Source organism: Pseudoxanthomonas sp. USHLN014 (assembly GCF_037153335.1).
Lineage (GTDB): Bacteria > Pseudomonadota > Gammaproteobacteria > Xanthomonadales > Xanthomonadaceae > Pseudoxanthomonas_A > Pseudoxanthomonas_A winnipegensis.
Window position 1 is genome coordinate 692248 of record NZ_JBBCKO010000002.1, and the last position, 21541, is coordinate 713788.

The window sequence follows — 21541 nt, forward strand, 5'->3', positions numbered from 1 at the left end:
CACGACGCTCAGGCCGTCACACCGTCCTCGAGAAAGGCCAGCGCCTGCGCGCAGTCGTGCTGCACCTTCAGCGTGAGCAACTCGTCGGCGCGCGTGCGGCCGTGGTTGAGCGCGGCCACCGGCAGGCCGGCCGCATGCGCCCACTGCACGAAGCGCAGGCCCGAATACACCATCAGCGAAGAGCCCACCACCAGCAGCGCATCGCTGCGTTCCAGCGCCTCGCGCGCGGCGGCCACGCGCTCGCGCGGCACGTTCTCGCCGAAGAACACCACGTCCGGCTTCAGCACTCCGCCGCAGTGCGCGCAGGCCGGGATGTCGAACGCCGCGAAGTCCACGCCCTCCAGATCCGCATCGCCATCGGGCGCGATGCCGGCGTGATGCCGGTCCCAGCCTGGATTGCGCGCGACCAGCTCGGCCTGGAAGTCCTCGCGCGGCGTGCGTCGCTCGCAGCCCATGCAGCGCACCACATCCAGCCGCCCATGCAGATCGATCACCTGGCGGCTGCCGGCGGCCTGGTGCAGGCGATCCACGTTCTGGGTCAGCAGCAGCGAGAGCTGCCCGCGCGCCTCCAGCGCCGTCAGCGCACGGTGCACGCCGTTGGGCCGCGCGGCGCCGAAGCGCGGCCAGCCGACCAAGCTGCGCGCCCAGTAGCGCTGGCGCGTGGCCAGCTCGCCCATGAAGGCCTGATAGGTCACCGGCTGCGGCCGCTTCCACGCGCCGTCGCGGTCGCGGTAATCGGGAATGCCCGAATCGGTGCTGCAGCCCGCGCCGGTCAGCACGAACAGACGCTCGTGACGCGCGATGAACTGCTGCAGGTCCTGTGGCGTGCTCATGCGCGTTCCGGGCACCGGTTGGCGATCGACTTCCCGACACGCGCGCGCAGGCGCGCCGTCGTGACCTTCGCACGCGACCAGGCCCGCCATGCGCGGCGGTGCAGGGTGTCGGGCAGGGCGCTCATGACGGCGGATGCGCAGGCGAGGACATGCGTCCTATCTTGGGTGTCCCGGAAGACAACGCAAGGACGTCCGGCGCATGGCGGCGTCCCGTCGCGACCGCGATGCGGCGAATTGCCGCCGCCCGGTCCATCCGGGATACTTCGGCCGACCCGCAGGATGCGGGGCGCACGGCGCCTTGGGCCTTGTGCCATCCGATCACCGTCCCTGCATCGAGTCCGCGCCGTCCACGTGAGTTCGCCCGTGCCATCGTCCCCCGGTCCTGTGCCCGCCCCGCTGCGCCTGGCGCTGCTCGAGGACGACGACGTGCTGCGCGAGCGCGTGCTGCTGCCGGGGCTGGCGCGCCATGGCTTCGACGTGGCGCCGATGCGCACGGTGGCGCAGCTGGAGGCGGCGCTGGCGCAGGCCAGCTTCGACCTGATCGTGCTCGACATCGGCCTGCCCGATGGCGATGGCTTCACCCTCACGCGCCAGCTGCAGGCCGGGCGTCCGGGCATGGGCATCGTGATCCTCAGCGGGCGCGATACCTCGCCGGACATGGTGCGTGGCCTCAGCCAGGGCGCCGATGCCTACCTGACCAAGCCGGTGGAGATCGAGATGCTGGCCGCGACCTTGTTCAGCGTCGCGCGGCGGCTGTCGCGGCCCGCGGCCGCGGCGGCGCACGAGGTGCCGGCGTGGCAGCTGCAGGACGATGGCTGGTGCCTGTTCTCGCCGCAGGGCAAGGCCGTGGCGCTGACCCAGTCCGAGCGCCGCGTGCTGCTGTGCCTGTGGCGCACGCGCGGCAAGCTGGTCTCGCGCACGTCGCTGCTGGCCACGCTCGGCGGCGAGCTGGGGCTGGAGATCGATCCGCATCGCCTCGATGCGCTGCTGCATCGCCTGCGCCAGAAGGTGCAGGACCGCGCCGGCCTGGCGCTGCCGCTGACCGCCGTGCGCGGCGCCGGCTACCTGTTCAATCCGCAGGCGGACTAAGCGGCGCGGCGACCTGCGGCAGGCGCAGGGTGAAGCGCGTGCCCTGACCGGGCGCGCTGTCTACCCACAGGCTGCCGCCGCCCTGCTGGGTCAGCTCCTGCGCCACCGCCAGGCCCAGGCCCGTGCCCTGGCCCGCCGGCTTGGTGGTGAAGAACGGCTCGAAGGCCTGCTGCATCACCTCGGCGCTCATGCCGATGCCCGTATCGGACAGGCGCAGCACCACCTGCCGCTCCTCCAGGCTCACCTCGATCGAGAACGTGCCGCCCTCGGGCATCGCATCGCGCGCATTGGCGGCGAAGTTGAGCATCACCAGGTCGAACTGCGCGCGATCCAGATGCACCACGCAGGGCAGATCCGGCGTGCGCAGCCGCACCTGCACGGACGCGCCGAACAGCTGCCGCAACATCGGCTGCAGCTCGCCCAGCGCATCGGCCACGTCGAAGTCGCGCGGCACGGCCAGCTCGCGCCGGCTGAAGCTCAGCAGCTTGCGGCTGATCGCCACCCCGCGCTGCGCGGCCAGCTCCACGCCCTCCAGCGCATCGCCCATCGCCTGCGCGTCGACGACCGGGTCGTAGTCCAGCTCGTGCAGGCGATGGCGCTGGGCGGTATAGCCGATGATCGCGCCGAGGATATTGTTGAAATCGTGCGACACGCCGCTGGCCAGCTGGCCGACCGACTCGATCTTCTGCAGGTGCAGCAGCCGCGCCTGCACGCGCTCGCGCTCGCGCATCTCCACGCGCAGGCGCTCGGCCGAACGCCGGGCGCTGAACAGGCCTTCGCGCAGCGCCTCCACGGTGCGGTCCAGCACCAGGGTGATCATGAAATAGCTCATCGCCAGCGACGGCAGATTCTGGAAGGGGTTGCCGGAGGCGTTCGGCGCCTGGCCTTCCGGACTCTCCATGCCCAGCCAGAACATCAGCGGGATGCACGCATACACCGCCCACAGCGCCCAGCGCCCAATCACCAGGGCCGCCAGCGTCAGCAGCATCATCGGATAGGGATCGAAGGCCTGCAGCTGGTAGCCGAAGGCGATGTTGGCCGCGATGCCCGAGCACAGGGTCACGCCGATGAACAACGCCGTGGCCGGCTTGACCTGGCCGCGCCGGATCAGCCACACGCCGATCCACGCGGCCAGCGTCATCGCCGCGTCGGTGCCGATGTCCACGGCCAGCTGCGTGGCGTCCATCTGGATCCGCGCCGCGGTCAGCAGGTGGTAGGCCTTGTTGAGCGGAATCTCGGTGCCGAGAAACAGCAGCAGCACCTGCAGCGCCGGTGCGTTGCGGCGGTCGATCGGATCGGAGGCCGGCACCCTGCGCAGCCAGGCGACCGCCTGACGCCACAGCGGCGGGCGCCAAGGCAGGCGCCAGAACCGACTGCGATCAGATCTCCCCATGGGCCGTGAGTCTAGCGTGAGCCGGCCATGAGATTGCGGGCATTGAGCGCGCGCGGCGGCTGTCGGTAAATCCTTCCACGCGTGCCGTGCGGGGAGCCGGTGCGACTTCCCTTCTCCGGACCTATCGCCATGCCCAGCCTTGCCATGTCGTCCGTGCGCCGTGGGCGCACGTCCTCCCATCGCATCCTGCCTGCCCTGTCTTGCAGTCCGTTGACCGCCGCGTTGCTGCTCGCGCTGGCGCTGCCGGCCGGCGCCATGCCGGCGGCGGCCGTGGACCCGCCCGCAGGGGCGACCGCTCAGGCGAGCCAGACCGTCGCGCCGCAGGCCGATGACGCGGTCGTCGTGGCGGCGGCGGTGGATCCCAACTACTTCGCCGCCAGTGGCGCCGGTGACGGCAGCGACAACGCGGCCGCCGGCGGCACCAGCGCTGTAGGCATCGGCGCCGGCGCCGACGCCGCGGGGAACTTCGGCGTGGCGATCGGAGCCCGGGCCACGGTGAGCGACGCCTACGGCATCGCCATCGGCCACAACGTCACGGCCGGCAACACCGCCATCGCGATGGGCGACGGGGCGCAGGCCACCGGGCAGTCGGCGGTGGCCATCGGCGGCAGCTTCTTCGGCAGCGCCTTTGGCGATTCGGACGGCGCGCGCGCCACCGGCTTTGGCGCGGTCTCGCTGGGCGCCTATGCGGAGGCGATCGGCGACAACGCCACGGCCCTGGGCTGGTCGTCGACGGCGGCCGAGGCGGGGGCGGTGGCTGTGGGCAGTTCGGCCAGCGCGCAGGCGCAGTACGCGACGGCATTCGGCAGTTCGAGCGCCGCGTCCGGGGCGGCGTCCATGGCACTGGGCTATGCGAGCCGGGCCACCAATGACGCCGCCGTGGCCATCGGCACCTACGGCCTCGCCGAAGGGTTCGCCGGTGTGGCCATCGGCTACGGCACCACCGCCGCGGGCGATGGCGGCACGGCGCTGGGCGAAGGCGCGATGGCGCAGGGCCAGCAGAGCGTGGCCATCGGCGCCAGCAACGCCAGCGTGTCCGCGCAGGCCAACGGGCTGGGCGCGGTGACGGTGGGCGCGGGCTCGTGGGCGCTGTCGGACTACGGCGTGGCGCTGGGTTTCGACAGCCACGCCGATGCGATGTACGCCACCGCCCTGGGCGCGCAGTCGATCTCCACCAGCGCCAGCGCCACCGCGCTCGGCGCGCAGACCTTCGCCGACGGCGATGAGGCCACCGCGGTGGGCTACATCGCCAGCGCGTCCGGCCTGGGCGCCGCGGCGTTCGGTTCGGGCGCCAGCGCACTGGGCGACGGCGCGCTGGCGCTGGGCACCAACAGCGCGGTGACCGGGGCGAACAGCGTCGCGCTGGGCGCCGGCAGCTTCGCCGATCGCGCCAACAGCGTCTCGATCGGCGTGGCCGGCGCGGAGCGCCAGCTCGCCAACGTGGCCGCCGGCACCGAGGACACCGACGCGGTGAACCTCTCGCAGCTGCACGCGCTGGCCGACACCCTGACCCTGGCCGGCGGCGCGACCGTCGACGGCCTGGGCCAGATGGCCGCGGCGCTGGGCGGCGGCGCGGCGTATTCGGCGGCCGGCGGCTTCGTGCTGCCGCGCTACAGCCTGCAGGGCGCCAGCTTCACCAACGTCGGCGACGCGTTGACCGCGCTGGATGGCGCGTTCTCCGGCCTCTCCACGCGCCTGGCCTCGCTGGAGGCCGCACCGGCGGCCGGCAGCGGCGCCGGCGGGGTGGCGGTCGGTGGCGGCAACGCGAACGGCGCCAGCGTGGCCGACGGCAGCAACGGCGTGGCCATCGGCGCGGGCGCGGCCAGCGGCGGCCAGAACGGCACCGCCGTCGGCGGCGGCGCCTACGCGGCGGGGCCCAACGACACCGCGATCGGCGGCAATGCCAAGGTCAATGCCGATGGCAGTACCGCGGTCGGTGCCAATACCGTCATCGCGGCCGCCGCCACCAATGCGGTGGCGGTCGGCGAGAGCGCCACGGTCGGCGCGGCGTCCGGCACGGCGATCGGCCAGGGCGCCTCGGCCACCGCCACCGGCGCGGTGGCACTGGGCCAAGGTTCGCTCGCCGACCAGGCCAACACCGTCTCGGTGGGCAGCGCCGGCCAGGAGCGCCGCGTGACCAACGTCGCGGCCGGCACCGCCGCCACCGATGCGGCCAATGTCGGCCAGGTGCAGGCGGGCGATGCGCAGGCCGTGGCCACCGCGCACGCCTACACCGACACCACCGCGACCAGGACGCTGAGCTCGGCCAATGCCTATACCGATCAGAAGCTGACTGCGCTCGATGACCGCTTCAGCCAGCTCTCCAACGATCTCGGCCACCGGCTGGCCGCGCAGGACAAGCGCATCGACCGGATGGGGGCGATGGGCTCGGCGATGATGAACATGGCCATCAACGCGGCCAATGCCAGGACCGCCAACGGCCGCATCGCCGCCGGCGCCGGCTGGCAGAGCGGCCAGGCCGCGCTGTCGGTGGGCTACGCCAGGCAGATCGGCGAGCGCGCCTCCTTCAGCATCGGCGGCGCCTTCAGTGGCGAGGACGCCTCCGCCGGCGTCGGCTTCGGCATCGACCTGTAACGCCCCGTGCTTCCGCCTGGCTTCGCGCCGGGCGGTGCAGTCCTTCGCGCTTCTCCTTTCGCCCCGAAGCGGTCGCCGACGTAGCGGCCGCTCCTTGCCCGAGGTCCCACGATGAATCCGACGTCCATTCCCTTCCGCCGCAGCGTGCTGGCGATTTCGCTGGCCGCGGCGGTGTGTCCCGCCCTGGCGCAGGTCTCGCGCTTCGGCACGCTGCAGACCGGCGCCGCCAGCGAGCCCCTGGCGGTCTACGACGGCCTGCTGATCACCTACCGCAGCGGCAGCAGCGAGCGCATCAGCGCCGCGGCCGCGGCCACCAAGCTGAAATCGGCGATGGCCACCACCGCCGTGCGCAGCCAGTGGAGCGCCCAGTTCCGCCAGGCACCGCCGGCGTTGAACCGCGTGCGCCGCATCGCCACCGGCGCCGATCTGGTGCGCCCGGCCCGCGCGCTCAGCCAGGAACAGCTCAACAGCCTGATGCAGACCCTGCGCGCCGACCCTTCGGTCGCCCATGTCGAGCCCAACCTGCTGATGAAGCCGATCCGCGCGACCGCCCAGGCGATCCTGCCGCCGGGCCAGGCGCCGAACGACCCCGGCGCGGTCGTGCAATGGCACATGCGCGCGGCCGACGGCCACGCCGAGTACACCGAAGCGGACGGCAGCACGGTCAACTTCCCCAACTGGGGCGGCATCAACGCGATCCCGGCCTGGCAGTACGGCGACGGCGAGGGTGTGGTGGTGGCGGTCATCGATACCGGCATCACCGCCCATCCCGACCTGGACACCTCACTTGCCGACGCCGGCTACGACTTCATCAGCAGCGGCTACATGTCCGGCCGCGCCACCGACGGTCGCGCCCCGGGCGGCTGGGACCTGGGCGACTGGACCAGCGAAGACAAGTATCTGGTCGAGAACGGCGGCTGCGCGCAGAGCTACGAGCAGTCCGACAGCTCCTGGCATGGCACCCACGTCGCCGGCACCGTCGCCGAGCTGACCAACAACGGCGTGGGCATGATCGGCGTGGCGCCCAAGGCCAAGGTGCTGCCGGTGCGCGCGCTGGGCCATTGCGGCGGCACCACCGCCGATATCGCCGATGCGATCACCTGGGCCTCGGGCGGTCATGTCGACGGCGTGCCGGACAACCAGCACCCGGCCGAGGTGATCAACATGAGCCTGGGCGGGTACGGCAGCTGCGCCAGCGACGGCGTCACCGCCGCGGCGATCAGCGGCGCGATCGCGCGCGGCACCACGGTGGTCGTGGCGGCCGGCAACGACAACAGCGATGCCAGTGCCTATACCCCGGCCAGCTGCCCCGGCGTGATCAACGTGGCCGCCACCGGCATCACCGGCAAGCGCGCGTACTACTCCAACTACGGCAGCAGCATCACCCTGTCCGCGCCGGGCGGCGGCGGTTACACCAACGACGACCCGAACACCGGCACCAAGCCCCGCGCCGGCTTCGTCTGGTCCACCCTGAACCGCGGCGCGCATGAGCCGGGCGAGCCGGCCTATGCGGGCTACACCGGCACATCGATGGCCTCGCCGCACACCGCCGGCGTCGTCGCGCTGGTCATCAGTGCCGCCTATAGCGCCGGCAAGCCCATCCCCACGCCCCAGCAGATCCGGGAAATCCTGACGCAGACCTCCAACGTGTTCCCGATCAAGCCGACCCTGCGCATCGGTGCGGGCATCCTGGACGCCAGCAAGGCCGTCGCACGCGCCTCGGGCGCGGCCGGCGGTGGCGATGAAGCCAATGCCGTGATGCTGGGCAAGGGACAGGTGCTCGGCGGCCTGAGCGCGGCGCAGGGCGGCACGCAGCTGTTCCGCATCGACGTGCCCGTCAATGCGCGCAACCTGCAGATCCGCACGCTCGGCGGCAGCGGCCAGGTGAAGATGTATGTGCGCGCGACGCGGGCGCCCAGCGCCGACGGCAGCGATGCCGACGCCAGTTCGGTGCGCGCCGGCACCACGCAGAACATGCAGACCGCCCTGCCGGTGTCCGACAGCTACTTCATCCGCCTGGTCGGCGGCACCGGGGGCTACCGGAACATCAGCCTGACCACGACCTACTCGACGTACTGAAGCCGCGGCGCGCGTCAGGCCGGGCGGCTGATCTCGATCAGGTTGTCGTCCGGATCGCGGAAGTACAGCGAGGTGATCGGCCCGGTGGCGCCCGTGCGCGCGACCGGGCCTTGCTCGATGACCACGCCCAGCGCCTGCAGCTGCGCCTGGGCCTGCTCGATCGGCGTGTCGATCAGCAGACACAGGTCGCCCGAGCCCGGGGTGGGCCGGCGCGCCTTGGGTTCGAACTCATGCCCATGCCGGTGCAGATTGATCTTCTGCTGACCGAAGGCCAGCGCCTTGCGGCCCTGGCCGAAGGTGATCACCTCCATGCCCAGCACGCGCGCATAGAAGGCGCAGCTGGCCTCGACGTCGGCGACGGTCAGGACCAGGTGGTCCAGGCGTTCGACTTTCATCGCTCATTCTCCTCTGGGCGGATGCGGCCCGAAGCGTCCGTAGGGTCTGCTGTCGTCGGCGCCCTTGCGCAGCACCTGCGCGGCCAGCAGCGCCAGCGCCTGCAGCGCCAGGCAGAAGATCACCAGCGCGCTCCAGCCGCCGTGCTGCCAGAACCAGCCACTGACCGAGCCGATCACGCTGGAGCCGATGTAGTAGGCCAGCAGATACAGCGAGGCCGCGTGGCTCTTGCTGGCCTTGCCCAGCCGGCCGACCCAGGCGCTGGCGGCCGAGTGGGCGATGAAGAAGCCGATGGTCAGCAGCACGATGCCGAAGATCACCAGCCACAGGACATGCGACAGCGTCATCGCCACCCCGACGATCGCGCAGACCGTGCCGGCCAGCACCACAGGCCCGCGGCCGAAGCGATCCGAGGCCGATCCGGCCACCGAGGACGAGACGATGCCGAACACATAGGCCGAGAAGATCAGGCCGATCTGGCTCTGGCTCAGGCCGAACTCCGGCCCGCCCAGGCGGAAGCCCGCATAGTTGTAGACGCTGACGAAGGTGCCCATCAGCAGGAACGGGATCGCGAACAGCCACGGCAGATAGCGGTCGCGCAGATGCCCGCCCCAGGCCTGCACGTGGTAACCCAGCCGCACCCCGGTCTTGCGCACGAAGTTGCGCGAGGGCGGCAACAGCAGCACGAAGCCGATCGCCACCAGCAGGTCGATCGCGCTGAGCGTGGCCAGCGCCGTGCGCCAGCCCAGGTGGTCGGTCAGCACGCTCATGCCGATCCGGCCCATCATCCCGCCGAAGGCGTTGCCGGCCACGTACAGGCCGGTAGCCGCCCCCAGCTTGTGGCCCGGCAGTTCCTCGGCCAGGTAGACCATGGCCACCGCCGGCACGCCGCCCAGCGCGATGCCCGAGAGCATGCGCACCACCACCAGCGACTCCCAGTGCGGCAGGAAGGCGGCCACGCCGTTGAGCACCGCGGCCAGCGCGATGGAGGCGAACATCAGCCCGCGCCGGCCCAGGTTCTCCGACACCGCGCCGGCGCAGAAGATCGCCACGGCCAGCCCACCGGTGGCCAGCGACAGCGGCAGCGAGCTGGCGGCCGCGCTCACCCCGAAGCTCCTGGCGAACTCCGGCAGCAGCGGCTGCACGCTGTAGAGCAGCGAGAAGGTGGCGAACCCGGCCAGGAACAGCGCCAGGCGGATGCGCCCCAGCGGCAGGGGTGTGTCGAGGTCGGCGGACGCTGGACCTGCGTCCAGGGCGGAGGCGGAAGCGCGGGGCATGGCGAACGAAGCTGGCGCAGGGGGAGGGCAGTATCTGACCGCGGTAACCATGCGTCCAATATATGATGCAGGCAGTCGCCATACGTCACGCATATGGAATCCTATGGAGCTGCGACACCTGCGCTACTTCCTGGCCGTGGCCGAGGAAGCCAACTTCACCCGCGCCGCCGCGCGCGTCGGCATCGGCCAGCCGCCGCTGAGCCAGCAGATCCAGGCGCTGGAGAAGGAGCTGGGCACGCCGCTGTTCGTGCGCACCCCGCAAGGCGCCCAGCTGACCGACGCCGGTCAGGCCTTCCTGCTGGAGGTGCGGCGCGTGCTGGTCGATGTCGAGCGCGCCGCCGACAGCGCGCGCCGGGCCGCGCGCGGCGAGAGCGGCCGCCTGCGGCTGGGCTTCACCGCCTCGGCCGCGTTCAATCCGGTGGTGCCGCAGCTGATCCGCGACTACCGCCGCGCCTGGCCCGCGGTCGAACTGGCGCTGGAGGAGACCAACACCGCCGGCCTGCTCGATGGCCTGGCCCAGGGTAGGCTGGATGCGGCCTTCATCCGCTACAGCGTGGCCACCCCGCCGGAGCTGGCGCTGATCCGCTTCCCCGACGAGCCGATGAAGATCGCCGTGCCGGCCGCGCATCCGCTGGCGGCCCGGCGCAGCGCGCCGCTGTCGGTGCTGGCCGGCGAGCCCTTCATCCTGTTCCCGCGCAGCTTCGGCACCAGCCTGTACGACGAGATCCTGTCCGCCTGCCGCCAGGCCGGCTTCAGCGTGGCCATCACCCAGGAGGCGCCGCAGATGTCCTCCATCGTCAACCTGGTCGCGGCCGAGCTAGGCGTGTCGGTGGTGCCCGAATCCACCGCCCAGCTGCAGCTGCCCGGCGTGCGCTACCTGGACATCGAGGGCCCGGTGCCGATGGCGCGGCTGGCGCTGGCGGCCATGCCCACGCAGGCCCATACCCCGCCGCCCTTGCGCCATCTGCTGGCGCTGGCGCGCGGCGCCGACCCGTTGCAGGCCGGCGCCGCCTGAGCGATCAGTCCAGCCGGCCCAGCGCCGCGGCGTCGAAGTCGCGCAGTTCGTCGGTGGCGCCGCGGTGGATCTTCTCCGCCCAGCGCGCATCACTGAGCAGCGCACGGCCGACGGCGATCAGGTCGAACTCCTCGCGTTCCATGCGGGCCACCAGCCGGTCCAGGCCGACCGCGCTGGAGCCCTCGCCGCCGAAGGCGCCCATGAAGTCGCCCGACAGGCCGACCGAGCCCACGCTGATCGTCGCCGCGCCGGTGAGCTTCTTCGCCCAGCCGGCGAAGTTGAGCCCCTCGGCCCCGTCGATCTCCGGGAATTCGGCCTCCCAGAAGCGCCGCTGCGAGCAATGCAGCACGTCCACGCCGGCCTCCACCAGCGGCACCAGCCAGGCGGCCATCGCCTCGGGTGTGTCGGCCAGGCGCGCGCTGTAGTCCTGCTGCTTCCACTGGCTCAGGCGCAGGATGATCGGGAAGTCGGGCCCCACGGCCGCGCGCATGGCCTGCACCACCTCCACGGCGAAACGCGAACGCTCGGCCAGCGTGGCGCCGCCGTAGCGATCGCCGCGCGTATTGGTCGGCGCCCAGAAGAACTGGTCGAGCAGATAGCCGTGCGCGCCGTGGATCTCCAGCGTGTCGAAGCCCAGGGCCTGGGTGTCGGCCGCCGCGCGCGCATAGGCGGCGATGGTGTCGGCGATGTCCTCCTCGGTCATCGCCCGGCCGCGCGGCTTGCCCGGCGCCTCCAGGCCCGACGGGCTCTCGACGCCGTCCTGCTCCCACGCCGTCTGGAAGCTCTGCACCGCGCCGACGTGCCACAGCTGCGGGCCCATCCGGCCACCGGCTTGGTGCACCCCGTCGATCACCGCACGCCAGCCGGCCAGCGCCGCCTGCCCGTGGAAAACCGGGATGCCCGGGTCGTTGCGCGCGCCCGGCCGGTCCACGACCGTGCCTTCGGACAGGATCAGGCCGACCTCGTGTTCGGCGCGGCGCCGGTAATAGGCCGCCACGTCGGGGCCAGGCACGCCCTCAGGCGAGAACGCGCGCGTCATCGGCGCCATCACGATGCGGTTCTTCAGCGCCAGCGACTTGACCTGGAAAGGGCGGAACAGCACCTGCGCAGCAGCAGAGGACATGGACGACTCCGTGGGGAAGGAAGGCGCAAGAGGGTATATTTCGTATACCAGGTGTCAATCAGGCACCCTCACGCGACCAGGTATCCCCGAGGAAACCACATGCACGCACCGCAGCCCCAGGTGCTCTCCGCCGCCGATTGCCCCAGCCGCCTGCTGCTGGACCAGATCGCCGACAAGTGGTCGGTGCTGGTGCTGGCCGCCCTCTGCCGCCAGCCGCTGCGCTTCAACATGCTCAAGCGCACGCTGGAAGGCATCACCCAGAAGGCGCTCACCCAGACCCTGCGCCGGCTGGAGCGCAACGGCATCATCGAACGCCGCGTGGTCACCGCCTCGCCGATCGCGGTGGAGTACCGCATCACCGCACTGGGCCGCACGCTCAAGGCGCCGTTCGAGGCGCTGCACGCCTGGACCCGCGAGCACCTGCCCGATGTCGAGCGGGCGCGCGAGGCCTTCGACGCCCGCGAGCAGGCGCAAACGCTGCCCGCGGCCGCCAACGACTGATTCAAGCCTGGTTGAAATCCAGCGCGCCGGTCAGATCGCCCGGCGGCGGGCCGCCGGCGGCGACCATCGCGTCCTCGCGCAGCTTCAGGCCCGGCAGCTTCTCCAGGCCGAAGCGGCGCGTGATCAGGCGCGCGATCGAGCCGGTGTCGTAGATCGTGTGGTCCACATGCCCGCGCTTGGCGAAGGGCGAGATCACCAGCGCGGGGATGCGCGTGCCAGGCCCCCAGCGATCGCCCTTGGGCGGCGCCACGTGGTCCCACCAGCCGCCGTTCTCGTCGAAGGTGATCACCACGACCATCTGCTTCCACTGCGGGCTGTTCTGCAGCGCGTGCACGATCGCCGCCAGGTGCCGGTCGCCGGCCTCGATGTCCGAGTAGCCGGCATGCATGTTGAGATTGCCCTGCGGCTTGTAGAACGCCACCGGCGGCAGCTTGCCGGCCTGCGCGTCGGCGATGAACTTGTTGGTCGCCGCGGTCTCGCCCAGGCCGCCATCGCGCAGGTGCTGCTTGCGCGCCGCGCTACCCGGTGCCAGCGAGGCGAAGTAGTTCAGCGGCTGGTGATGGGCCTGGAAGTTGGGATGGCTGGGGAAGCTGCCGTCGTTGCTGTCGCCCATGCCGTCCAGCGCCGCCTGAAACGCACCGGCGTACCAGGCCCAGTCCACGCCCTTGGCGCTCAGCATGTCGCCGATGTGCTTGTGCGACTGTGGCGGGCAGGTGTTGGCGCTGCTGGCATCGGCCAGCGCGGGGTTGGCCTTGTCCACGTTGAAGCCCGGCGAGTACGGCGGCCCGATCGTGTTGACCGCCCAGTAGTCCGGCGTCAGCGTCGGGCGCGAGGTGAACTTGGCCACGCCGTCCATCGCGCTGGCCGGGCTGTTCTCGGCCGGGATCAGCGCCTTGCCGTCGGGCTTGCCGTCGGCGGTCTTGGCGATGTGCAGCTTGGCCGGACTCTTGTCGGCGTTCGGATAGAACGGCGGCTGCGCGGCGACCAGGTACTGGTGGTTGAGGAACGAGCCGCCGAAGGCGCCCATGAAGAAGTTGTCGCACAGCGTGTACTGCTGGGCCAGCCGCCACAGGCGCAGGTTCACCGCCGTGTCGGCGTAGTGCCCCATCAGCAGCGCGCCGGTGTCGCCCCAGGCGACGAAGCCATCGTTCTTGCCGCCGTTGATCTGCATCTGGTTGCGGTAGAACTCGTGCACCAGGTCGCGCGTGACCACGCCGTGCGGCAGCGGCTCGCCGGCCGGCGTGCGCAGCGCGAACGGCGCGTTGGGCAGGCCGGTGATGTCCTCCTGCTTGATCTGATAGCTGCGGTGATTGACCACCTGGGCATCGGGGACCATGCCGTCCCAGATCGGCGGCAGGGTCTTGAGCGGCGTGCCGTCGCGGTCCTTCTGCACCGCCTTGGCCGGGTCGAGCGCCTTCAACGGCTGCTGCAGTCCCGGGAAGTCGGCGAACAGGTTGTTGAAGCTGCGGTTCTCCGCATAGAGCACCACGATGGTCTGCACCTGCTCGCGCAGCTGGGCATCGGTGACCGGCGTGGCCGCGCGGCTGCCGGCCTTGGCCGAAGCCGCGGCTCCGACGCCGGCGGTCTTGGCGGCGGCCTCGCCGCCCAGCCCCAGCGCGGCGCCCGCGGCGGCAAGCCCGCCCAGCAGCCGGCGGCGCTGCGGATCGGAGGGAGAGGACTCGGGCAAATCGTCGTCGTGCTGGCTCATCGTGGACTCTGTGCGGAAAACGAAAAAGGCGCTCCTCTCGGAGCGCCCCCTAGTGTGCAGAGTCTTGATGACCGTCGTCAGCCACGAAGGTCATGCCGTGGGCGGCCAGTCACATTGGCAGGCTTGTCCTGCCGGTCAAGCGCGCTTTGAACCGGAAGTCGCGGGCGGCTGAGAGGGCTGCTGCGGAGGCGGCGACGGCGGGCTGTGCAGTTCGCGATTGAATTGCGGCGGCATGGCCTGGCGCGGCGTGGACGGGCCGCGGAAGTCGTCCACCAAGGCATAGCGGTCGCCATCGAGTCGCCAGAACCAGGCGCCGAAAGGCACCTGCTTGCCATCCACCGGCACAAACTTCGCGGCGTACCGGCCATCCTCCATCGGCGTGAGATTCAGTTTCATCCGCAGCACCATCTGGCTGTTGACCGGATGGTCGTCGCGCAGCGCCGGCGCCACGATGGCTTCATCGAGGTTCTTGCGAAGCAGCCGGTTCATCGACGGCTTCAAGGTCTGCGAAGCCTGTACCCGGGTGATCTTGCCTTGGCTGTTCACCGAAACCAGCACAGGGACCACACCTTCTTCGAAGCGGGCCACGGTCAGTTCCGTGGCGGCGCAGCCAAAACTCGCAAGCGCGAGAGCGCCTGCGCATAACCGTGCAAGAGAGCGTTCCATCTTCGAACTCCTTGTCAATCGAGGGAAACGAGCGTTGGTCAAAGCAGCCGCCAGCTCCGTGCTCACGAAGCATCGCCTTCCCGAATCTACTCCGCCCAGGCTGCTTGTCAAATCGCCGCAGGTGTGGTTGCGGCGGCGGCAACCGCCACCGGACTGCGCTCGGCAAACTGCCCGCGCCAGTACGGGTAATACGGATACGGCGGCTCCACCGCGCTAGCGGTGTCCAGGCGGGCGATCTGCTCGGCGGTCAGCGACCAGCCGACCGCGCCCAGGTTGTCGCGCAGCTGGTCTTCGGTGCGCGCCCCGATCAGCACGCTGCTCACGGTCGGACGCTGCAGCAGCCAGTTGATCGCCACCTGCGGCACCGTGCGGCCGGTCTCGGCGGCGATCGCGTCGAGCACATCGACGATGGCGAACAGGCGCTCATCGCCGATCGCCGGCGCGAACGCGGCCGTGTCGTGCAGCCGGCTCTGCGCGGGCAGCGGCTGGCCGCGGCGCAGGCGGCCGGTCAGGCGGCCCCAGCCCAGCGGGCTCCACACCACCGCGCCCAGGCCCTGGTCCAGGCCCAGCGGCATCAGCTCCCACTCGTAATCGCGCCCGGCCAGCGAGTAATAGGTCTGATTGGCGACGAAGCGGCTCCAGCCATGCATGTCGGCCACCGCCAGCGACTTCATCAGCTGCCAGCCGGCGTAGTTCGACGCGCCCAGGTAACGGACCTTGCCGGCCCTGACCAGGCCGTCGAGCGTGGACAGGGTTTCCTCCACCGGCGTCATCGCATCGAAGGCATGCAGCTGCAGCAGATCGATGTAGTCGGTGCGCAGCCGTCGAAGCGAGTCGTCGACCGCGCGCAGCAGACGCAGGCGCGAGGCGCCGGCATCGTTGGGTCCCTCGCCCAGACGCAGCCCGGTCTTGGTCGAGATCAGCGCCCGCTCGCGGCGCCCGGCCAGCGCCGCGCCCAGGATCTCCTCCGACGCACCGTCCGAGTACACGTCAGCCGTATCGAACAGATTGGCGCCGGCCTCCAGGCACAGATCGACCAGGCGTTTGGCCTGCTCGACGCCGGTATCGCCCCAGGCCGAGAACAGCGGGCCCTTGCCGCCGAAGGTGCCGGCACCGAAGCCCAGCACGGGCACCTTGAGGCCGGAGCGGCCAAGCAGTCGGGTTTCGATCGACATGCGCGTGATCCTGTATCGAGAAGGGGGAGTGTCGTCGTGACCAGGCTCAGCGAGCCTGCTCGCTTTCGAGGCTTTGAGGGCAGGCAGTGCCAGCGGCCGAGCGCGCTTCCAGACGCAGCGCCCAGGCCGCCACGACCAGCGCGGACAGCGGCACCAGCGCGCCGATCCACGGCAGCGCGGTCAGGCCGGCGCCACGCGCCAGCACCACGCCGCCAAGCCAAGCGCCCAGGGCGTTGCCCAGGTTGAACGCGCCGATGTTCAGGCTCGAGGCCAGGCTCTGCGCGCCGCGCGCCTTCTGCAGCACCCACAGCTGCAAGGGCGACACCGTGGCGAACGCCGCCGCGCCCAGCAGTCCGGTCAACACCACCATCGCCCAGCGGCTGTGCAGCGCCAGGCCGATCAGCCCCATCGCCACGGCCAGTGCCAGCAGCGTGCCCAGCAGCGCCGGACGCAGGCTGCGGTCGGCCAGCCGACCGCCCAGCAGGTTGCCCAGGATCATGCCGACCCCGAACACCAGCAGGATCGGCGACACCGCCGCCTCGGCGAAGCCGGTCACCTGGGTCAGCAAGGGCTGGATGTAGGTGTAGACCGTGAACATCCCGCCGAATCCCAGCACGGTCATCAGCAGGCCCAGCAGCACGGGCGCGCGCAGCACGGCCGCGGCTTCCTCGCGCAGCGAACCCGGCGCCGGCGCATTGCGGTCGTGGGGGACCAGGGTCGCGATCACCAGCGTGGCCAGCACGCCGATCGCCGTCACCGCCCAGAACGTCGCCCGCCAGCCGTGGTGGAGCCCCAGCCATGCGCCGGCCGGCACGCCCAGCAGCGTGGCCACCGTCAGGCCGGTGAACATGATCGAGATCGCCGAGGCCTTGCGCGCCTCCGGCACCAGCGAGGTCGCCACCACCGCACCCACGCCGAAGAACGTGCCGTGCGCCAGCGAGGTGACCACGCGCGCGGCCATCAGCAAGGCGTAGTTCGGAGCGAGCGCACAGGCCAGGTTGCCCACGGTGAACACTACCATCAGCGCCACCAGCACCGCCTTGCGCGGCATGCGCGCGGTCGCGGCGGTCAGCACCGGCGCGCCGACGAACACGCCCAGGGCGTAGCCGGAAATCAGCAGCCCGGCGCTGGCGAGGTCGACGTGCAGATCGGTCGCGACCTGCATCAGCAGGCCCATGATCACGAATTCGGTCGTACCGATGCCGAAGGCACCGGCGGTGAGCGCATACACCGCCAGTGGCATGCGCGAAGGAGTCGAGGAGGCAGGCATGGGGGCGCCTTGGAGAGGGGGGCTCCACAGCCTGTGCCTGAGATCGCACAAGAAAAACCGCTGCTATGCTGAATCACTTTCAATATTTCATTGAGAATGGCCATGGACCGCGTCGGCGACATCGCCTTGTTCCTGCGGGTGCTGGACCTGGGCTCGATCAGCGCCGCCGCCCGCCAGCTGGACCTGTCGGCCGCCGTGGCCAGCCAGCGACTCAAGCGCCTGGAGCGCGAGCTGGGCGTGCGCCTGCTGCACCGGACCACGCGCCGCCTGCATCCCACGCCCGAGGGCCAGGCCCTGGCCGAGCGCGGCCGCGTGCTGGTCCGCGATCTGGAGGCCCTGGGCGAGGACCTGCGCGAAAGCGCCCAGCAGGTCTCAGGGACCTTGCGCGTCACCCTGTCGGCGTCGTTCGGCATGCTCTACGTCGCGCCGCTGCTGCCGGAGTTCCAGCGTCTGCATCCCCGGCTGCGCGTCAGCGCGCATCTGAGCGATCACCTGGTGGACCTGGTGAAGGAAGGCTTCGACCTGGCCATCCGCATCGGCCCGCTGGCCGACTCGGGCCTTTATGCGCGCAGCCTGGCCTCCAATGCGCGTGTCTTGTGTGCCTCACCCGATTACCTGCGCCGGATGGGCACGCCCAGCACGCCGGCCGACCTGGCCACCCACGACGGCGTGCTGCTGATGGGACGCGACGGCCGCCAGGATGTCTGGACCCTGGTCGGCCCGGACCGGCAGAGCGTGCGGGTGCGCATGGCCAGCCGTTTCGAGAGCAATTTCGGCGAGGTCCTGCGCGAGGCCGTGCTTGCCGGGCAGGGCATCGCCGTGCACTCGCTCTGGCATGTCGCCGCCGACCTGCGCGCCGGGCGGCTGGTCGCGGTGCTGCCCGACTGGCGCCCGCCGGTCACGTCCATCAGCGCCGTCACCCCGGCGCGGCTGCAACCGCCGCGGGTGCGGCGGTTCGTCGAATTCCTGACCGCCCGGATGGGCGACCCGCCGCCGTGGGAGCGGCTGGAAGCGCCGTGAAGCCCTCAGCGCAGGCTTTGCAGTGAGGCCTCCCGCGCCGCGGCAAGGCTGTGGCGAGGCGAGATCGGCAGCGCTGCGGTTCGCGAACGCAAGCGCTCAGAACAACACACCCTGCGGCGATGCCGGCCGCGGCGGCAGCGGCCTGACGAAGCGGCTGCAGTCCAGGCTGCGGCGGGGAGTATCGGCATAGCCCAGGCGCTTGTGCGCCAAGGCGAAGCGCCGCGCCAGCAGGTCGGCATACACCCCTTGGCCCCGCATGCGCTTGCCGAAGGCGCTGTCGTAGTCCTTGCCACCGCGCGCCTGACGCACCGTGCTCATCACGTGCGCGGCGCGGTCGGGATGGTGCGCCTGCAGCCAGTCGCGGAACAGCGGCGCCACTTCGTGCGGCAGGCGGAGCAGCACGTAGCCGGCGGACTCGGCGCCAGCGTCGCGTGCCGCCTCCATCACCGCTTCCAGCGCCTGGTCGTTGATCCACGGGATCACAGGCGCCACCATCACCCCGACGGGCACTCCGGCCTCGTGCAGGGTGCGCATCGCGCGCAGCCGCGCATGCGGCGCCGATGCGCGTGGCTCCAGCCTCGCCGACAGACGCGGGTCCAGCGAAGTCACCGAGAAGTGCACGCTGACCAGATTGTCGCGTGCCAGCGGCACCAGCAGATCCAGGTCGCGCTCGACCAGCGCGTTCTTGGTGATCAGCGAGAAGGGGTGGCGGGTCTCGGCGAAGACCTCGATCAGCTGCCGGGTCAGTCGCAGCTTGCGCTCGATCGGCTGATAGGCGTCGGTGTTGATCCCCAGCGCGATGGGACTGGGCACGTAGCCGGGCCTTGCCAGTTCGCGACGCAGCAACTCCGGCGCATTGGTCTTGGCGAACAGCCGCGTCTCGAAATCCAACCCCGGCGACAGGTTCAGATAGGCGTGGCTGGGGCGGGCGAAGCAGTAGCTGCAGCCGTGCTCGCAGCCGCGGTAAGGGTTGACCGACTGGGTGAAGCCCACGTCCGGCGACTGGTTACGACTGATGATGCTGCGCGCGGTCTCCTCGCTGACCTGCGTGCGCAAGCGCGGCGCGGCGAATTCCTCGCTGTCCTCGGCATGCCAGCCGTCATCCTCGGCCTGGCTGACGGTCCGTTCGAAGCGGCCGGGCAGGTGGCTGCCGGCCCCGCGGCCCTTGATGAAGTTGCTCATGTGCGCAGGCTACGCGCCCGCCATCTCGACGGATGCGACGCGGCACGTCGGCGACGGGCGAGCCCCATCGTGGCGGTGTTCCGGAGCCAAGGTCTGAACGCTGCAGACCAGAGCATCGCGGTGGAGATTGCGGGGATCGCAGCGACGCGAAACCTGACGAATCTCGATCGTCGCCGTGGAGGGGCGGTCAGTCCCTTCAGCGCAGGCTTTGCAGCGAGGCCTCCTGCAGCCCTGCGTAGATCGCGAACTCATCGGCCACCGGCGCCCCCAGCGCCGCCTCGAACTCGGCCCGACGCGCATTGGCCGCATAGGCATGCTGCTCGGCCCCGCCCAGGTTCGACTGGAAGATGCCGGCCGCGCTGACCGGCAGGAAATCCTCGTAGACGATCGGGTCGGCCGTGGCCAGGCCGCGTGCGATCAGCACCTCGGCCGGCGCATCGCGCTCGGCCGCCGGTGCCGCGCGTCCGCGCCCGGTCAGCGCGTAGCGGAAGTAGCCCAGGCCCTCGCGCCGCAACGTGTCCAGATCATCGGGGAACTGCGCGAACGCCGCCGCCAGCCGCGCCGGATAGTCCGCACCGGTGCTGCCGGCGCCCCCATCGCGCGCCTGGTCCAGCAGCGCGTCGTACAGCGCCCGGCCCTTCGGCGTCAGCGCCAGGCCGCGCTGCTCGATCTCGCCGAAGCGCGCGGTATGCGTGCCGGCCTCGGCCGCCTCGCCGTTCGGGAAGGCCACCTCCTCCTCCAGCGCCTTGAAGCTGGTCTGGCGCAGCAGGATCGGCACCGCGCGCGGCGGGGGCCCCTCGATCACCGCCTTGGCCTCGATCCCGCGCGCCAGCATCTGCGCCTGGGCCGCATCGATGTCCAGCGTGCGCGGCGTGAGATGGTTGATATGCGGCCCGTGGAAGCACACCACGTCGGCGATCAGCCGGTGGGCGTCGCTCAAGGCCTGATAGGTGGCGCGCGAGACCGTCGCATCGCCATGCCAGCGGAAGGTCTCCAGCGCCTCGGCGACAAAGCGCCTGGCCTCCTCCTCGCCCAGCCCGCCGTCGCGTTCGTACTGCGCGATCAGCGCCCGCACGCCAGCGGTGAAGATGTCGCGCCTGGCCAGGATGTCCGCGGCCTGTGCGCGCAGCGCGGCATCGTCGATCAGCTCCAGCCGCAGCAGCGAGGTGAACACACGGAAGGGATTGGCCGCCAGCGCCTGCGCCGTGGTCGGGCGGAAGGCGGTCGAATGCACCGGCACCCCGGCGACGGACAGATCGTAGTAACCCACCGGCGCCATGCCCATCACCGCGAACAGCCGGCGCAGCATCGACAGCTCCTCGGCCGTGCCGACCCGGATCGCGCCGTGACGCTCCTGATCCAGCCGCGCCCGCTCGTCGTTGCGCGTCAGCCGGTCCTCCAGGGCAGGATCGGCGCGGAGCGTCTGCGCATTGACCTGCGCCACCAGCTCCATCAGCGTGCCGTACAGCGGCACCTCGGTGCGATACATGTCCGACATCGCCTGCGCGAACAGACTGCGGATGTGGTCGGACGAAACGAACCCTTGCGACATCGTGGAGCGCTCCTGCGGGAAAGGCCTGGGCCGCACGCCCGGCTGGGACGCGCATTGTCGATGGCCGCCCGGTCGCGCGCCATCTGCAGCGCCACAACGTGCCGCTTCCATTGCGCGCCTGAGCGACATGAGCAACGCCCGCCTGGGCTTGCCGATCCCGTGCTGCAACAGCAGTGCAACGTCAACGACACCGGCATGAAAAAAAGCGCTTGACCAATTCCTGGAAGCGCCTATGATTCGCGGCCCGCTTCGACGGTTCCGGCCCAGCCGGCACATGACGAGACGGGGTCCACCAAGCGCCTCGCACGAAGCACTTGACGGATGCGGGAACTGCCTCATAATGGGCGGCTCGCTTCGGCGGAAACGAAAACAGCGGTTGGGTTTCGGATCTGGTGGAGCGAAGTTCGAAAGACCTCCTCACGAGGTGTTGACGAACTTCGAAAGCGCCCTATAATGGGCGGCTCACTTCGGCGAAACGCTGAAGTACACGAAGGAAGGCGCTGAGGCCGACTTCGAGCTCTTTGACAGTATGCGCAGGTGACTTGTGTGGGCGCCTGCAGGAAGGACGAGCTGTCCATCTTGCAGATGACTTATACAAGCACATAGAGATTGTAGAAATGCAAGCGATACGTAGCTTGGATTAGACGTCTGCATTCAAAGCTTTTTGCCG

Annotated in this window: 17 protein-coding genes; 6 read left to right on the forward strand and 11 right to left on the reverse strand. The window is 70.7% G+C overall.

What is annotated here, in order from left to right; translation table 11 throughout:
* Positions 1-8: 8 nt before the first annotated feature.
* A complete protein-coding gene (locus WFQ05_RS07020) occupies positions 9-833 on the reverse strand; it encodes an NAD-dependent protein deacetylase (protein ID WP_337053233.1) in 825 nt (274 codons plus the stop codon).
* A 363-nt stretch (positions 834-1196) separates the two neighbouring features.
* On the opposite strand from WFQ05_RS07020, the gene WFQ05_RS07025 reads away from it, so the two are divergent.
* Entirely contained in the window at positions 1197-1922 is a 726-nt protein-coding gene (locus tag WFQ05_RS07025) for a response regulator transcription factor (RefSeq protein ID WP_337053234.1), read from the forward strand.
* Here the strand turns inward: WFQ05_RS07025 and WFQ05_RS07030 are convergent.
* Positions 1903-3231 carry an ATP-binding protein gene (locus tag WFQ05_RS07030; protein WP_337053235.1) on the reverse strand — a complete coding sequence of 443 codons (1329 nt, stop codon included), beginning with the start codon at positions 3229-3231 and terminating at the stop codon, positions 1903-1905. The two genes, WFQ05_RS07025 and WFQ05_RS07030, sit on opposite strands and share 20 nt — an antisense overlap.
* Before the next feature lie 294 nt (positions 3232-3525).
* Here WFQ05_RS07030 and WFQ05_RS07035 point away from each other — a divergent pair, with 294 nt between their 5' ends.
* Positions 3526-5910, forward strand: a complete 2385-nt coding sequence (locus tag WFQ05_RS07035) for a hypothetical protein (protein WP_337053236.1) — start codon at positions 3526-3528, stop codon at positions 5908-5910.
* A 111-nt stretch (positions 5911-6021) separates the two neighbouring features.
* Entirely contained in the window at positions 6022-7989 is a 1968-nt protein-coding gene (locus WFQ05_RS07040; RefSeq protein ID WP_337053237.1) for a S8 family peptidase, read from the forward strand.
* A gap of 14 nt (positions 7990-8003) precedes the next feature.
* Here the strand turns inward: WFQ05_RS07040 and WFQ05_RS07045 are convergent, their stop codons facing one another.
* Together WFQ05_RS07045 and WFQ05_RS07050 are read right to left on the reverse strand one after the other, a co-directional pair.
* A complete protein-coding gene (locus WFQ05_RS07045) occupies positions 8004-8384 on the reverse strand; it encodes a VOC family protein (protein ID WP_130524187.1) in 381 nt (126 codons plus the stop codon).
* 3 nt (positions 8385-8387) lie between these two features.
* Positions 8388-9659 (reverse strand): MFS transporter, encoded by a 1272-nt coding sequence (locus WFQ05_RS07050; protein ID WP_337053238.1) that lies wholly within the window; start codon positions 9657-9659, stop codon positions 8388-8390.
* A gap of 103 nt (positions 9660-9762) precedes the next feature.
* Here WFQ05_RS07050 and WFQ05_RS07055 point away from each other — a divergent pair, with 103 nt between their 5' ends.
* Positions 9763-10674 (forward strand): LysR family transcriptional regulator, encoded by a 912-nt coding sequence (locus tag WFQ05_RS07055; protein ID WP_337053239.1) that lies wholly within the window; start codon positions 9763-9765, stop codon positions 10672-10674.
* Positions 10675-10678: 4 nt separating this feature from the next.
* Here the strand turns inward: WFQ05_RS07055 and WFQ05_RS07060 are convergent, their stop codons facing one another.
* On the reverse strand, positions 10679-11797 hold the full coding sequence (locus WFQ05_RS07060; protein WP_130524190.1) for an NADH:flavin oxidoreductase: 1119 nt from the start codon (positions 11795-11797) through the stop codon (positions 10679-10681).
* Between the two features lie 99 nt (positions 11798-11896).
* On the opposite strand from WFQ05_RS07060, the gene WFQ05_RS07065 reads away from it, so the two are divergent.
* Positions 11897-12298 (forward strand): helix-turn-helix domain-containing protein, encoded by a 402-nt coding sequence (locus tag WFQ05_RS07065; protein ID WP_130520245.1) that lies wholly within the window; start codon positions 11897-11899, stop codon positions 12296-12298.
* Position 12299: 1 nt separating this feature from the next.
* Here WFQ05_RS07065 and acpA read toward each other — a convergent pair whose 3' ends face one another.
* The 4 genes from acpA to WFQ05_RS07085 all read right to left on the reverse strand — a co-directional run bounded on the left by acpA (position 12300) and on the right by WFQ05_RS07085 (position 17117).
* Positions 12300-14006, reverse strand: coding sequence for an acid phosphatase (acpA, locus tag WFQ05_RS07070; protein WP_130532180.1), 1707 nt, complete (start codon positions 14004-14006; stop codon positions 12300-12302).
* A 135-nt stretch (positions 14007-14141) separates the two neighbouring features.
* Complete coding sequence (locus WFQ05_RS07075) at positions 14142-14672, reverse strand: hypothetical protein (RefSeq protein ID WP_130532179.1); 531 nt, start codon at positions 14670-14672, stop codon at positions 14142-14144.
* Positions 14673-14779: 107 nt separating this feature from the next.
* A complete protein-coding gene (locus WFQ05_RS07080) occupies positions 14780-15841 on the reverse strand; it encodes an aldo/keto reductase (RefSeq protein WP_337053265.1) in 1062 nt (353 codons plus the stop codon).
* A gap of 52 nt (positions 15842-15893) precedes the next feature.
* A complete protein-coding gene (locus WFQ05_RS07085) occupies positions 15894-17117 on the reverse strand; it encodes an MFS transporter (RefSeq protein ID WP_337053241.1) in 1224 nt (407 codons plus the stop codon).
* A 102-nt stretch (positions 17118-17219) separates the two neighbouring features.
* Here WFQ05_RS07085 and WFQ05_RS07090 point away from each other — a divergent pair, with 102 nt between their 5' ends.
* Complete coding sequence (locus WFQ05_RS07090; RefSeq protein WP_337053243.1) at positions 17220-18137, forward strand: LysR family transcriptional regulator; 918 nt, start codon at positions 17220-17222, stop codon at positions 18135-18137.
* Positions 18138-18233: 96 nt separating this feature from the next.
* Here the strand turns inward: WFQ05_RS07090 and WFQ05_RS07095 are convergent, their stop codons facing one another.
* Positions 18234-19319, reverse strand: a complete 1086-nt coding sequence (locus tag WFQ05_RS07095; protein WP_337053244.1) for a PA0069 family radical SAM protein — start codon at positions 19317-19319, stop codon at positions 18234-18236.
* A 196-nt stretch (positions 19320-19515) separates the two neighbouring features.
* The gene (locus WFQ05_RS07100) at positions 19516-20871 is read right to left on the reverse strand and encodes a VOC family protein (RefSeq protein WP_337053245.1); all 1356 of its coding nucleotides are present in this window, start codon (positions 20869-20871) and stop codon (positions 19516-19518) included.
* Positions 20872-21541: the final 670 nt, after the last annotated feature.